We start from the raw sequence: 15,154 nt of genomic DNA on the forward strand, positions 1-15,154 counted from the left end.
GGAGAGTTTATGAGACAACCACTACCATTTCCTTTAACAAAGGACAAAACTTTCTTTGAATCACTCAATGATTGGATCGGCGATGTGTTTTACGATGAGCTGCCTGAAAAAGGCTATGATTTGCGCGATGAGCAGATTTTCATGTCTTTCCAAATTGAACAGGCTTTGAAAGAAAAAGCAGTGCTGTTTGCGGAAGCCGGAGTAGGGACTGGGAAAACCATGGCTTATTTGCTTCCTGCAATCGCTTATGCACGCTATACCGGAAAACCGGCTCTCATTTCATGTGCGGACGAAACGTTGATCGAGCAATTGGTCAAAAAAGGCGGGGACGTCGACCGCCTGAATGACCTGTTCGATTTGAACCTGGATGTCCGCCTGGCGAAATCACGTGACCAATATCTATGCCTCCAGCGTTTTGAAGGCGCAAAAAAACGCAGTGATGCTGATTTTCTGGACGATATCGAATTCAGCCTGCCGGAATTCGTCAACAAAACCTATTCCATGCAAAATACCTATCCTTACGGTGAACGCTCAAGCTATCCGGAAGTTACGGATGAAGAGTGGCAGCAGGTCAATTACCATCCGATCCAAAACTGCAATGCCTGTGATCTGCGCAATAAATGCGGACAGACCATCCACCGCAACCATTATCGTCAGGCAACCGACCTTGTCATCTGCTCTCATGATTTCCTGATGGAGCATATTTGGACAAAAGAAGCACGCAAACGCGAAGGGCAGACGCCTTTGCTTCCGGAATTCTCGCAAATTGTTCTTGATGAAGGCCATTTGCTGGAATTCTCCGCACAGCGCGCACTGACTTACGAAGTACAGGAAAGTACGCTTCAAGACGTGACGGAAAGCATTCTTTCCGATGGCATGCGTGAAAAAACATTGAACATGATCGAGCAGACCATAGATCTCCACAATGAGTTTTTCCGTCTATTGCGCATCCATACCGTCGCAAGTACTGAAGACCGCAAAGCCATCGCAAAAGCTCCGGAATTAGTCGAAGTCGGCAAATTGCTGATTCGCCACATTGATTTGATGATGGAAGAATTCGTCTTTGAAGGCGAGCTTTTCACCATTCCTGAATACGAGCTGCGCTTGGCTGAAGAGTATTTTGAGCAATACACCTTCTCGATGCGTTTGTTTGTAGAAGAAGGCGATGCGGTAACATGGCTGGAAATAAAAGATGAGATCGAGACATTGGTCATCATGCCACGCCTCGTTACCGATATTTTGGACGAAAAACTGTTTGACGGAAAAATTCCGATCATTTTTTCTTCCGCTACCTTATCGATTCAAAAAGATTTCACTTATCTGTCTGATAGTCTCGGAATCGATAAATACCAATCATTTTCTGTTTCATCTCCATTTGATTATGAAGACGTCATGAAAATCTTTAAACACCCACTGGAGCAGCAGCAGAAATTTGAACGTGTCTATGACCTGTTCAGCGCGGGTGACCAGTCGCTTGTTTTGTTCACATCAAAAATGGAGATGGACAATTTCAAGAAATCCTTGCCGCTGGATCATCAATACACCATTGAATTTGAAGGAGATCGTGAGCTGTCGACGGTCGTCAAAGAATTCCAGGAAGGCAAATTCCAGATTTTGTGTTCGTATCATTTGTGGGAAGGTTTGGATCTGCCTGGTGAAGCATTGACAAAAGTCATCATTGTGGATCTGCCGTTCCCTCCGAAAGATCCTGTTTTTGATGCCAAACGCAAATTCAGCAACAACCCGTTGGAAGAAATCGATTTGCCGTTCATGCAACTGCGTATCCAACAAGGAATCGGCCGCCTGATCCGTACTTCGAAGGATTATGGGGAAATTCATTTATTGCTGAATGAAGACGAACTGCGCGTAGAACATTTATGGGAAACAATTCTGCCGGTCCCTGCTGAAAACTTTTAAGCCATTGGTTTTGTTGTGATACAATAGTCTCATCAAGCATTGGGGGGATTCATGTGTCACTCGAAAAACAGTTTACCGAACATTTTAGCAAGATTAAAGGCTATGAAGAAGCAATCGCGTTATTGTATTGGGATTTGCGGACAGGTGCACCGAAAAAAGGCGTAGAACTTCGTTCCGAGAGCATCGGTACGTTGTCTGCGGAAGTATTCAATTTATCGACTTCAGATGAGTTTGGCGAACTGCTTTCTTCTTTAGAAGAAGATCAGGCAACACTGGATCCTTATATCCGCCGTTCCGTAGAAGAAGCGCGCAAAGAATACGATTTGAGCAAAAAAGTCCCTCCTGAAGAATACAAGAAATTCATCATTTTGAAGTCCAAAGCGGAATCGGTCTGGGAAACTGCCAAAGATGCTTCGGATTTCTCAATGTTCCTTCCTTATTTAGAGGACTTGGTGAGCAGCACGAAAAAAATGATCGGCTATTGGGGCGAGAAAAATGGCAGCCCTTATAATACGTTGCTCGATCAGTATGAACCGGGCATGACGACAGAGATTTTAGATGAAGTCTTCGGCAAATTGCGTAACCGCATCGTGCCGTTGGTGCAAAAAATTGCCGCTTCACCGAATAAACCCGAAACGGCATTTCTCTATGAGCATTTCCCGAAAGAAGCACAGGAGGATTTCAGCCGTCAAATGCTGGAACAGCTAGGCTACGATTTCGAAGCAGGCAGATTGGATGAAACGGTTCACCCATTCATGATTTCGATCAACCGCCAGGATATCCGGGTAACGACCAAGTACGACGAAGGCGATTTCCGCAATGCGGTATTCGGCACCATTCATGAAGGCGGACATGCCATGTATGAACAGAACTTGGGCGAAGCGTTGGCTGGCTTGCCGATTGAAACGGGCGCATCAATGGGGATCCATGAATCACAGTCTTTGTTCTGTGAGAATTTTATCGGCCGCAACGAACATTTCTGGCAAAACAACTTTAATTTATTGAAGGAGTACGCACCTAAGCAGTTTGCTGATGTGGAACTGGCGGATTACGTGCGGGCCATCAATGAATCAAAACCATCATTGATCCGCATCGAAGCAGACGAATTGTCGTACGCATTGCATATCATGGTGCGCTACGAGCTCGAAAAAGGTTTGTTTGATGGAGATTTACAGGTTCGTGACTTGCCGCAGCTATGGAACGATAAATACGAAGAGTATTTGGGTGTCCGGCCTTCGAATGACGCAGAAGGTGTACTGCAGGATGTCCATTGGGCTGGCGCGAGCTTCGGCTACTTCCCTTCTTATGCACTTGGCTATATGTACGCAGCCCAGTTCAAGGATGCCATGCTGAAAGACTTGCCGAATTTTGATGAGTTATTGGCAGAGCGGAACGTCAAACCGATCCGTGAATGGTTAAGCAAAAACATCCATCATCATGGGGCGTTTAAAAAACCATTGGAAATCCTCAAGGAAGTTACGGGAGAAGGATTAAACCCGGATTACTTGGCAGATTACCTGGAAGAGAAGTATTCGAAGATTTACCAATTGGATAAATAACCAACGAGCTACCGTGAAATTCACGGTGGCTTTGTTTAATTTATAAGACAATTGCCGAATTGTTTGATTATAATAGGAGCGGAGGCGATAAAAGATGTTGAAATCATTCAGTTTAGACGGCAAGACAGCAATTGTCACAGGTGCAGGCAAAGGCATCGGAAAAGCGATCGCCATGGCGCTGGCAGAAGCTGGAGCTAATGTTATGCTGGTGGCACGCACCGAATCGGACCTGCAACAGACCCAGCAGGAAATCGGCAACGGCCGCACCGCATACATACGTACAGATATTACTAAGCGCAGTGACATCCAGGCAGCGGTAGAGAAAACGATGGATCAGTTTGGAGCGATTGACATTCTGGTGAATAATGCCGGAATGAATATCCGTTCTTCTCTGACGGATGCAACCGATGGGGAATGGCATCAAATTATGGACACAAACGCGCAAAGCGTTTTTATGTTTTCACAGGAAGCGGTCAAAAAGATGGAAAGCGGCAGTTCCATCATCAATATTAGTTCAGTCGGCGGAGACCGTGCCTTGAAGACCGGCGTAATTTACGCTGCGTCAAAAGCAGCCATCATCCAAATGACCAAAGTGATGGCGATGGAATGGGGACCGAAGAATATCCGGGTCAACGCAATCGGGCCCTGGTATTTCAAAACGCCTTTAACGGAGAAGATTTTAAACGATCCCGAATACCTGGATTCGATACTGGCAGTGACGCCGATGAAACGTGTCGGGGAATTGCCCGAAGTGGCTTCGCCCGTCGTATTTCTGGCTTCAGACGCAGCGAGTTATATTACAGGGCAGACGCTTTTCGTCGATGGCGGCATGTCCATACACGGGTTTTCATAAGAATACGGACTTCCTTCCCAATTTCGGGAAGGAAGTTTTTCGTTCTCCATTAAAAATGATATGATAGAGAACAGTAAGCGGAGAAGGAGATTTCTAAATGACAGTTCTGGATCATAAAAAAGAATTACTTGAAACGGCGCATCTCTATAAGATCTTCAAAGACAATGAAGATACTGAGCGTGAAGCGAAAGCCCATTTATTTGCGAAGAAAATTCTGAAGAACAATTTCATCATCGGTTTTGCCGGACATTTTTCATCCGGTAAGTCATCCATGATCAACGCGCTGACTGGAGAGACTCTTTTGCCGTCGAGTCCGATACCAACCAGTGCCAATATCGTTAATGTCCAGAAAGCGGATACGGATTTCGCCATCGTCAATATGCGCAACGAAAAGCCTGTCTACTTTCCCGAGAATTATGATTTTAACGCCGTCAAGGAATTCTGCAAAAGCGGGGATGTTACTCAAATCGATATTGGCCACCAAGCATCGGTCTTGCCTAAAGGCATCACTGTAATGGACACGCCAGGTGTCGATTCAACGGATGACGCCCACCGCCTGTCGACAGAGTCGGCACTGCACGTTGCGGATATGGTCTTTTATGTCATGGATTATAACCATGTTCAGTCCGAATTGAATTTCAATTTCACGAAAGAATTGCAGAAATACACGGAGCTGTATTTGATTGTCAATCAAATCGATAAACACCAAAGCAGTGAAATGAGCTTTGCGGATTTCCAGCAATCGGTCTATGACTCGTTTGCGGCATGGGGAGTCGTTCCAAAAGGCATCTTCTTCACGTCCTTGAAGGATTTCGATTTTCCGGGCAATGATTTTGAGAAGGTCAAGGGCTTGGTGTCTTCGACTATGCAGGATTGGAAAGGCCATATCGGCGAAGCTTCTGATTCAGCTTTGAGCCAATTGAAGGATGAACACATCAAGTTTTTGGAAGATGAAAAAGCAGAGCGTCTTCAGGCGTTTTCCGATACACTCGATCCGGAAGAATGGGAAATGCGTGAAGACCTAAAAAATGAAAATGCATTGGTGTCCCGCCGGATGTCTGTTCAGGACTTTGAAAACTGGCAAGCCAAGTTCGAGAAGAGCCGCAAAGAACTGCTGGAAAACTCGAATATCATGCCTTATGAATTGCGCAGCGCCTTGACCAGCTACTTGGAGTCGGTGCAGCCGAATTTTAAAGTCGGCATGCTGTTCAGCGGAAAAAAGACAGAAGAAGAACGGCAGAAGCGGAAACTGGATGTGGCTGAACGGCTGGAACTGACTGTTTCCTCTCAGATCACCAACCATTTGAAAAAATTGATGAAGTCTTCATTGAAGGATGCCGGAATATTGACCGATACTGAATCACTGGCAATTGATGATATGGTGTTTGAAGTGCCGGTTTCAGTCGTTGAAGAACAAACGCCAAAAGGTGCTTCCACAACTGGAGATGCCGTATTGAACTTTGCCAACAGCATTTCGACGGCTGTGCAGCGCTGGTTTATCCGTGAAACGGATGGCTGGAAAAAAGCACAGGAAGAAAAGTTCGAAGGTTTGACGGATGATGCCAATACAGAAATCGATATGAAATCACAAATCCTGTCTCGGAAAATATTGGCCATTGAAACGCTCGAAGAGATGGACAGCAAAATCGAAAAAGTGAAAAAATCTTATTCAGCCATATTGCCGAAGCAAAAAACGGCAGCCGAAGAAAAAGTGGATCAATGGTTGGAAGAATTTGAAGTCTCTATTGAAGAAATGACGGAATTCGATCCGGCTATGCTTGAAAAGAATGAGCAGCAGCAGGAAGTACAAGAGCAGCAGGAAGAAACGCTTGAAGTGGCGTCATTCGATGAAATGGCCGTACTGGAGCGTGCCAACCGGACTGCGGAAGTAATCGACCCGATTAAAGGTTTTGCTGAAACGGCTGCCTATTTGAAACGGAAAGCGGGACGTCTGGAAGGACAGGAATTCACGATCGCTTTATTCGGTGCGTTCAGTGCCGGAAAATCTTCGTTTTCAAATGCCTTGATGGGAGAAACGGTCTTGCCGGTATCACCAAACCCGACAACAGCCACCATCAACCGCATCCGGCCGGTTACGGAACAGCATCCGCACGAAACAGCGGATGTACGTTTGAAGACGCGTGCACAGATGACAGAAGATGTGAAAAACTCTTTCCATGTCTTGGGAGTGGAAATTTCCACATTGGAAGATGCGTATGCCAAGTCTTTAAAACTGCCGGAAAATACACCAACCGAGCAACAGGTTCATAAATCATTCATTACGGCTTTCAACAAAGGCTATCCTGTGTTTAAAGACCGCTTGGGCGAAACCATCCGTACAGACCGTGAAGAGTTTGGCTTGTATGTAGCAAAAGAAGAAAAAAGTTGTTTCGTTGATGAAATCGACTTTTACTATGATTGCGAACTGACGCGCAATGGCGTGACGCTTGTGGATACACCCGGAGCAGATTCCATTAATGCACGGCATACCAATGTGGCGTTCGAATATATCCGCAATGCCGATGCCATCCTGTTCATCACGTACTATAACCATGCGTTTGCTCGAGCCGACCGGGAATTCCTGATTCAGCTTGGACGCGTCAAAGACGCTTTTGAAATGGATAAGATGTTCTTTGTCGTCAACGCTATCGACCTGGCTAACAACGAGCAGGAAAAAGATGCGGTCGTTACGTATGTAAAAGACGAGTTGCAGCGTTTTGGCATCCGTTTCCCACGATTGTTCGGCGTGTCCAGCCTTTTGGCACTGCGTGACCGGGAACATTCGGGAATGCCGGAGTTTGAGGAAGCGTTCCAGCATTTCCTGAAAGAAGAACTGAAAGGCATGGCGGTCCAGTCGCTTGCAGAAGAAGAGCAAAAAGCAGTGGACCGCTTCCGCAGCTTGATTGAACATACGGAAAAGAACCTGCTGCGTAAAGATGAACGCTTGGAGGAACTCAAGCAGTTGGAACAGCAGTTGCGCATCCTTTTCGGTGCATCGATCGCCAAACTATTGGAGCGTGAAGCTCTGCAGGAATTGGATGAATTGCTGTACTACGTCAACCAACGCGTCTTTTACCGTTTTAATGACTTTTTCAAGGAAGCATTCAATCCTTCTGTGTTTTCGAATAAATCCGCACAGCAGGCATTGGATACGGCTTTGCAGGATATGAATGAAATGACCGGTTTTGATTTCCAGCAGGAATTGCGTGTCACCAATTTCCGCCTTGGCCAGTTTATCGAAAAGAGGTTGGAATCGCGCTTCAAGGAAGATGCTGCCAAATTGAAAGAATTGAATCCCGACTTCTCGTTTACTCCATATGAAGTTCAGGAAGCCGGGACCCTGGAAATTGCCAAACCGTTCGTGGAGGCCGATTATTCTTCGGTTAAATCCTATTACAAGAACAATAAGAGCTTCTTCGAGAAGAATGAAAAAGAGAAGCTTCGTGATGCACTGCAGGCCATGATGGAACCGGATGCGTTGCGTTACCTGGAAAAAGAGAAGAAAGAACTGGGCAACTGGGCTGAATTTTGGATTGAGCAGGAAGCGGAAGGCTTGCGCCAGCATATCCTACGCCAGGCAGTCGACCAAATTGATTCAGAGCGTACTTTGCTGCAGCAATCCGAACGATTGGCACAATGGAAAGAGCTGTATTCAAATTTGATGGACGGAAGGGTGTAGACGATGTCAGTGTTTATTGAAACGACCGATACCGAAAACCATAAATGGATAGATGCACGATTCGATTTAAAAGATCCATCAGCAGGCAGAAAACTGTATGAGCTGGAGCATGTGGCAGGAGCAGTCTTTTGGGATCTGGAAAAAGACATGTCCGATATGTCATCTTCCAAAGGACGGCACCCAATGCCGTCAACTGAGCAATTGACTGGACTGATTCGAGCAAGCGGCTTGGACCCCAAGGATTCCGTTGTCATTTACGATCAAGGGGGCTCACCATATGCGGCGCGTGCCTGGTGGCTCTTAAAATATGCTGGGTTTGATCAGGTTTACATCAGCCAAAAAGGCTTTGATGAACTGAAAGAGCAGGGAATCGCCGTTTCTATTGAAATGCCGAATCCCCAGCCGACTGAGGCAAAAATCGAGTTCAAAAATGAACTTTTTGCTGACCAGACATACGTGAAAAATGTCATCAGCGGCGATGAGCTGGGTGTGCTGGTGGATGCACGTTCCGCCGCACGCTATGCAGGGCTGGAAGAACCGATTGATCCAGTGGCCGGGCGGATTCCAGGAGCACGGAATTTGGACTGGGCTCAATTTGTTTCCAAAGGGGAGTTCCAGCTGAATGAAGACATCAGCCACATCGTCCAGCAGCATGAGCCTGCAGTAGTTTATTGCGGCAGCGGCGTAACGGCAGCCGCTCTTTATGCCATCATGGCTGAAAAAGGCTATGACCAGCTGAAACTCTACATGGGCAGTTTTTCGGATTGGATTACAGACGGGGAGAACGTTGTCGAATTCGACCGGGGAGAGCACCCTGAAGCAGCAGATGAGCAAACAAAAGCGATCTTGGCAAAATTGATCGAAGAGGGTTATTCGGGTGAGATGCTGATGAAAAAGTTTGAGTACGAAAAATCATTATTGGATAGCAAATAAGAAAATCCCCGACAGCTGTTTTAGCTGTCGGGGATTTTTTTGAATCATTCTTTTCGTTCAGCGGTGCGTGTCAACAGTACACGGATAATCTGATGGTTTTCCATCTCGCGTACAGTGATGGTATGGGTCGGCAGGTAGACTGATTCGCCTTCATTGATGTCCGTGTTCTTCAATTGAATCCAGCCGCCGATGGTATCGACGTCTTCGCTGTCATCGAACTCGATGGCAAAACGCTCTTCCAAGTCTGATAACAGTACGCGTCCATTCAGTAAATAATTATTGATGTCGACGGCCTTGATCTCGTCGCGTTCGTCTTCATCGAATTCGTCGCGGATTTCTCCGACGATTTCTTCCAAAATATCTTCCATCGTGATGACGCCGGCTGTTCCGCCGTATTCGTCAACGACAATCGCCATATGGACATGCTCTTTCTGCATTTTCAGCAAGACATCCTGTATGGGGGCCATATCATGCACGAAGGGGATATCGTGGACCACAAGACTGTCGTTCAAGTCCTGTTTATAAGTATAATTGGTCAGCATTTCCTTAACGTTGATGAAACCCAGGATGTCATCCTTATCCCCATGTTCGGTGACTGGGTAACGGGTGTACTGATGGTCACGTACAATCTCCATCAAATCGTCATGGCTCATCTCAAGCGAAATGGTCTCCATTTGTGTCCGCGGCAGCATGATGTCTTTTGCCAGCCGTTCGTCGAATGAGAAGATGTTCTGCATATACGATAATTCCGTTTGATTGATTTCACCGCTTTGGTAACTTTGCGTCATGATGATCTTCAGCTCTTCTTCCGAATGGGCCTGTTCATGCTCTGCCGGCTCAATGCCGAAAGCACGCAGCAACAAACGGGCAGAACCGTTCATCAGCCAGATGAACGGGGACAAGATGATGCCGAACAGAAAGAGCGGGCGGGCGAAGATAAAGGCCATTTTCTCAGCGTATTGAATCGCCAGAGTTTTCGGAGCCAATTCACCGATCACCACATGCAAAAAAGTAATAACGGTAAACGCGATGATAAAGGAAAAGATCGACGCAGTGGGCTCTTCGATTCCAAAGTTTTCAAAAACCGGATGCAGGATCCGTTCGACAGTCGGCTCACCCAACCAACCAAGGCCGAGTGCCGTCACTGTAATTCCCAATTGGCAAGCGGATAAATAATAATCCAGGTTGCTGGTGATTTTCTTCGTCAAGATGGCGTTTTTATTGCCTTCTGATACAAGTTGATCGATGCGGGACATCCTGACGCGAATAATTGAAAACTCCGATCCAACAAATAAAGCGGTCAGCCCGATTAAAAGAGCGACCAAAAACAAATTGAGAATGAGTATACTGTCCAATTCGTCCCTCCGACTGGGAGGGTTCACCTCTGCTTTCTATAAGTAAAAACAGTATACCATAAATGAAAGGCATCATGCTTTACGGAAAGTTGAGTGAAAAATTCAAATCAAACGTATTGAATGCCGAGGCGAATAAACTTATGATGGGAAGAGAGAAAAGGAGTGGTTAGATGAAAGTGCTATGGCATGGGGGAACGATTTATACAATGGAAGATGAAGGCGCTACTGCAGAAGCGGTATTAGTGTCTGATGATCGCATAGAGAAAATTGGTACATACAAGGAATTGAAGCAATTTGCAGAACGGGAAGTCGATTTGGGCGAGAAGGTTATGTACCCTGGATTTGCCGATAGCCACATGCATATGATCGGACACGGAGAAAAACTAATGCGTGTCGACTTGTCGAAGATCGAAAGTTCGGAGGAAATGCGTGAACAATTGATCGAATCCACAAAAGGCTTAGGAAAAGATGAGTGGTTTATTGGAGAAGGCTGGAATGAAAATAATTTTGCTGACCGCAAAATTTTCCATCGCTCTGAGCTTGATGAAATCAGTGAATCGCCGATGCTGCTGAAGCGGGTTTGCCGCCATGCCATCCTGGCCAATTCCAGTGCGTTGGCTCTTGCAGGCATCACCAAAGACAGTCAGGATCCAGAAGGCGGTGTGATCGTCCGTGATGCAGACGGCGAACCGACGGGTTACTTGCTGGATGCAGCTCAGGACCTTGTCGCCAACCAGGTGCCGGAAGTCAGCGTCGAATACTTGACGCGTGCCCTGCAAACATCAGTGGACAATTTGCTGTCGCTTGGCTTAACAGGTGCCCATACAGAAGACATGGGGTATTACGGCCATTATTCACGTCCATTGCAGGCCTTTAAAAATGTCATCGGCAACGAAGTGAAATTCCGTGCGCATCTGCTTAGAGCCCATAGTGCTTTTGAAGAGATGATGGAAAACGCCACATACGCAGAGCCGTTTGTCGACCCAGGCCCAATGAAAATCTTTTCGGATGGTTCGATCGGCGGCCGTACGGCATTGTTGAGCAAGCCGTATAATGATGATCCATCAACGGTCGGTGTTGCAATCCAGTCGGATGAAGAGTTCAAACGCTTGGTGTCGATTGCGCGGAAACACGGTGAAGCGGTAGCCATTCATGTTATCGGAGACTTGGGCCTGGAAATGGCATTGGATGCCATCGAAGCGCATCCGGTGCCTGCAGGCAAGCGAGATCGCCTGATCCATGCAATGGTGGTGCGAGAAGATCTAGTGGAGCGCATGAAGAAAATCAATGTGGCTTTGGATCTTCAGCCAAGCTTTGTGACATCCGACTTCCCTTGGGTCGTGGAGCGTCTTGGTGAAAGCCGTTTGGAATGGGCTTATGCGTGGAAAAAGCTTCTCAATCAAGGCTTGATTTGTGCTGGTGGATCAGATGCGCCGATTGAAGAAGTGGATCCGTGTCTGGGCATCTATGCGGCAGTTACGCGCAGAAAGCCTTACGATTTGCATGAAGGCTATCAGCCGGAAGAAAAACTGTCACGTTTTGAAGCCATTCAGCTTTATACAAGCGGCAGTGCGGCAGCGATTTACAAAGAAGACGTGCGCGGAATCATCCGGGAAGGCTTCGACGCCGATTTCACCGTTTTCGATCGAGACCTGTTCTTAGGAAATGAAGAACAGATTCTGGAGGCTCAGGCAGTCATGACTGTCGTTGCAGGAGAAATCATGTTCCAAAAGGGTGAAGAGAAATAATGGCAAAAGAAGCCTATATCATTACTGGTGCATCTAAAGGAATCGGTTTTGAATGGAGCCGCCAGCTCAATGCTGCGGGTCATGTAGTTATTGGAATTGCACGCACTGAGCCGGACAATTGGCCGGGAGGACATTTTTTGCCGTTTGACCTGACAAGGCTGGACGCGATCGAAGAAATTATTGCGCAAGCGTTGAACTTGATTCCTGGAGAAACGGAAACCATTGTCTTGGTGAATAACGCTGGAACGATTGAACCGATTGGGCTCGCACATACTAACGATGCCACTCAGGTCAGCCAAAGCATCGTCCTTAATTTGACAGCGCCAATGCTGCTATGCGGTGCTTTTATCAGGCAGCTGAAAAGCAATTCAGCTGATAAGAAAATTGTCAACACGTCTTCAGGAGCGGGGCGTAAAGTCTATGAAGGCTGGAGTGCTTATTGTGCCGGAAAAGCTGGACTCGATCATTTCAGTTCTTGTCTGGATGCGGAAAATGATGATGTAAAAGTGGTGTCGGTGGCACCGGGAATCATCGATACTGCCATGCAACAGACCATTCGCCAAAGTGAAGCTGCCGACTTTCCATTGATTGACAAGTTTCTTGACTACAAGGAAAGCGGACTGCTCAGCAGTCCGGAAGAAACGGCGCGTCTCTTGATGGAAATGACCCGCCGTCCAGATTTCAACGAATTGCCGACCATTTTGGACATCCGCAATCTACCGCAACCAGGAAAGGGGAGCTTGAATTGAGCAAAACACCGGAACACATCCTGATGAAGCTGGCTGATGCCAACCAAGCGGGAATTGATATGGACAGCCCGAAAGCCGTTGTTACGTTCTTGCTGGCACAAGGGGAAAAAGAATCCATTCTCTTTTTCTACAAACCGAACAGCGTCGAATTCGATTTCGACAAATACAAGGCAGCCGTAACGGAAATGAATGACTGCAAAAATTAAACTCCTGATCTAGGGTTCTTATAGTAGAAATTAACCGGGTGCTTGCAACGTGACAAAACATGTTGCAGGCATATTTTTATGGAGCGAAATAATTGTGGGGCTCTTGAAAAGCAGTCTTTTTGAATCGCATGGATGTTGCATCATTGCTTAAGTTACAATAGAGAAAAAGAAAAAAGAAATAGGGCATTAGGATGAGAGGAGATTTAAAACGATGAAAACCACACAATCATTTCCGAATACAATCCAGACGATAGAAGAACTTCGCGAAATTACGGGAAACCCGAGTGAACTGGTGAACAATAAAGTGATTTCATACTTGGATGAACATTGCAGAGATTTTATCACGAAGTCACCTTTTTTGACGATTTCAACGGCTGATGAATTTGGTTCTTGCGACGTCTCTCCAAGAGGAGACGCAGCCGGTTTTGTCTATGTGTTAAATGAAAAGCAATTGATCATTCCTGAAAGGCCCGGCAATAAGCGGATGGATTCGATGCGGAATATCTTGTCGAATCCGAATATCGGTTTGCTGTTTCTCATACCGGGACTCGGCGAAACTTTGCGCATCAATGGAAAAGCCAGTGTGATCCATGATGAAGAATTGTTAGAAAAAATGGTAGTAAACGGAAAAAGACCGCTTCTTGGAATCGGCGTCGATGTGGAAGAATGCTTTATTCATTGCGCCAAGGCGTTCAGGCGCTCAGAATTATGGAGCCCTGATACATGGAGGAACAAAGGAGAGCTGCCAAAAGGCGCGAAAATATTGGCGGCTCACGCGAAGTTGCCGAATGCGGATGAAGAGGCGATTGGAAAAATTCTGGATAAGAGCTACCGGGAAACATTGTATTAGATTTGATAGGAAGAGGGATTTACCTGAAAAAGATAAATAAAACACCAAAGGAGCGTCGGAATGAGCAGAGAAAAATGTCGTTGCTGCGGAAGTCCTACATTAGAGGCGAGAGGCGATTATGAGATATGCCTGCTTTGTGATTGGGAAGATGACAATCAAAACGATTTTCAAGAAAAAGAAGTCTGGGGCGGACCCAATGGAGATTACTCTTTAGAGGAAGCCAGAATTAATTTTGCACAGAACTTAATCATGTATAGAGGGAAAAATGAAATAGATTCTCTGAGCACAAAGGTAAAGAAAACAAAGTTGCTGAAAGCTTATCAGGAATTAGAAGCAAGCAATGAAACGACTAAGAAGTGGCTGGACATTCTACTATTGGAACAAGAACTTTATATGTCTAAATAGCCGATTGGTATTCAGCTTATCTTCAGACGGCAACTCGCCAAACAGCTATTCACCATGTTTTTCATGAGGAAGGCAGTTTAGCCAATCTCTTAACAGTTGGTTAAATTCATGCGCTTTTTGCACCGGCCAAGCATGTTGGGCGCCAGGAATCAAACGCCCTACGGAATTTGGGACTAATTCAGGAGCTAGACTTACAGCTTCCAAAATACCGGGAGATTCCTGGTCCCCTGCTGTGAACAAGCAGGGAACAGCAATATTTCCATACGACTGATCCAGCTGGAACTGCATAATTTCCTTCCAAATGGTTTCATAAGTTTTGCGTGTCAGCAGCTGATAATTCGCGCGAAATTCAGCTGCTTTATCGGGAGGCAAATGATAATAGTCACGGGCGACTCTATTGAGATAACGTTCATTTTGGATTTCTCTTTGGACGATTCGGGATTGCATTTTAAGGAGAAATTGAAAGCGCATGGGTGTGGCGGTAATGCCACTGATAAAGGCGCTGAGAATTTTGTCGGGATGCCGTTTCGCCAATTCCAAGGCGACATGGCCACCCAATGATATCCCGACTACATGAACGGTCCGGTTTTTTATGACTTCTTTTGCGATCATATCAGTAGTATCCATTAAGCTGATCCATGGGACAGAAACGCTTTTTCCATGCCCTGGCAAATCCACCAGGATGATCGGGTAATCCGAGAATGCTTTTTCTTGCTGCCACCACATCCACCGGCCCGCACCAATTCCATGGATAAAGAGAATGGGCTCGTTTTCATTAATCTCTGTTTCCGAAAAATGGAGCATTGTAATCAACTCCTCTCGTTTTCTCCAATCAAAGATCCTCTCTAACCAATGAATTAAAATCCAAAATTAACCATATATAACAAACTTTTTGACCTT

Annotated in this window: 12 protein-coding genes; 10 read left to right on the plus strand and 2 right to left on the minus strand. The window is 46.1% G+C overall.

What is annotated here, in order from left to right; genetic code table 11:
* Positions 1–9 precede the first annotated feature (9 nt).
* The 5 genes from QMA01_RS03350 (at position 10) to QMA01_RS03370 (ending at position 8,941) form a co-directional block, all read left to right on the plus strand.
* The gene (locus QMA01_RS03350) at positions 10–1,917 is read left to right on the plus strand and encodes an ATP-dependent DNA helicase (protein WP_203339506.1); all 1,908 of its coding nucleotides are present in this window, start codon (positions 10–12) and stop codon (positions 1,915–1,917) included.
* 53 nt (positions 1,918–1,970) lie between these two features.
* Positions 1,971–3,476 carry a carboxypeptidase M32 gene (locus QMA01_RS03355; protein ID WP_290214276.1) on the plus strand — a complete coding sequence of 502 codons (1,506 nt, stop codon included), beginning with the start codon at positions 1,971–1,973 and terminating at the stop codon, positions 3,474–3,476.
* A gap of 94 nt (positions 3,477–3,570) precedes the next feature.
* A complete protein-coding gene (locus tag QMA01_RS03360) occupies positions 3,571–4,329 on the plus strand; it encodes an SDR family NAD(P)-dependent oxidoreductase (RefSeq protein ID WP_191714273.1) in 759 nt (252 codons plus the stop codon).
* Between the two features lie 97 nt (positions 4,330–4,426).
* Positions 4,427–8,008, plus strand: coding sequence for a dynamin family protein (locus QMA01_RS03365; RefSeq protein WP_290214277.1), 3,582 nt, complete (start codon positions 4,427–4,429; stop codon positions 8,006–8,008).
* Positions 8,009–8,011: 3 nt separating this feature from the next.
* Positions 8,012–8,941 (plus strand): sulfurtransferase, encoded by a 930-nt coding sequence (locus QMA01_RS03370; protein ID WP_290214278.1) that lies wholly within the window; start codon positions 8,012–8,014, stop codon positions 8,939–8,941.
* A 44-nt stretch (positions 8,942–8,985) separates the two neighbouring features.
* Here the strand turns inward: QMA01_RS03370 and QMA01_RS03375 are convergent, their stop codons facing one another.
* Positions 8,986–10,296, minus strand: a complete 1,311-nt coding sequence (locus tag QMA01_RS03375) for a hemolysin family protein (RefSeq protein ID WP_191714276.1) — start codon at positions 10,294–10,296, stop codon at positions 8,986–8,988.
* A 170-nt stretch (positions 10,297–10,466) separates the two neighbouring features.
* Here QMA01_RS03375 and QMA01_RS03380 point away from each other — a divergent pair, with 170 nt between their 5' ends.
* The 5 genes from QMA01_RS03380 (at position 10,467) to QMA01_RS03400 (ending at position 14,254) form a co-directional block, all read left to right on the plus strand.
* Entirely contained in the window at positions 10,467–12,044 is a 1,578-nt protein-coding gene (locus QMA01_RS03380) for an amidohydrolase (RefSeq protein ID WP_290186029.1), read from the plus strand.
* Positions 12,044–12,793: an SDR family NAD(P)-dependent oxidoreductase gene (locus tag QMA01_RS03385; RefSeq protein WP_191714278.1), complete on the plus strand. Its 750-nt coding sequence runs from the start codon at positions 12,044–12,046 to the stop codon at positions 12,791–12,793. Before QMA01_RS03380 ends, QMA01_RS03385 begins: the two co-directional genes overlap by 1 nt.
* A complete protein-coding gene (locus QMA01_RS03390; protein ID WP_191714279.1) occupies positions 12,790–12,999 on the plus strand; it encodes a hypothetical protein in 210 nt (69 codons plus the stop codon). Before QMA01_RS03385 ends, QMA01_RS03390 begins: the two co-directional genes overlap by 4 nt.
* 211 nt (positions 13,000–13,210) lie before the next feature.
* Complete coding sequence (locus QMA01_RS03395) at positions 13,211–13,849, plus strand: pyridoxamine 5'-phosphate oxidase family protein (protein ID WP_290186026.1); 639 nt, start codon at positions 13,211–13,213, stop codon at positions 13,847–13,849.
* 60 nt (positions 13,850–13,909) lie between these two features.
* Positions 13,910–14,254: a CPCC family cysteine-rich protein gene (locus QMA01_RS03400; RefSeq protein ID WP_290186024.1), complete on the plus strand. Its 345-nt coding sequence runs from the start codon at positions 13,910–13,912 to the stop codon at positions 14,252–14,254.
* A gap of 45 nt (positions 14,255–14,299) precedes the next feature.
* Here QMA01_RS03400 and QMA01_RS03405 read toward each other — a convergent pair whose 3' ends face one another.
* Complete coding sequence (locus tag QMA01_RS03405; protein ID WP_290214279.1) at positions 14,300–15,058, minus strand: alpha/beta fold hydrolase; 759 nt, start codon at positions 15,056–15,058, stop codon at positions 14,300–14,302.
* Positions 15,059–15,154: the final 96 nt, after the last annotated feature.

The organism is Planococcus notacanthi (genome assembly GCF_030407825.1).
GTDB lineage: Bacteria > Bacillota > Bacilli > Bacillales_A > Planococcaceae > Planococcus > Planococcus notacanthi.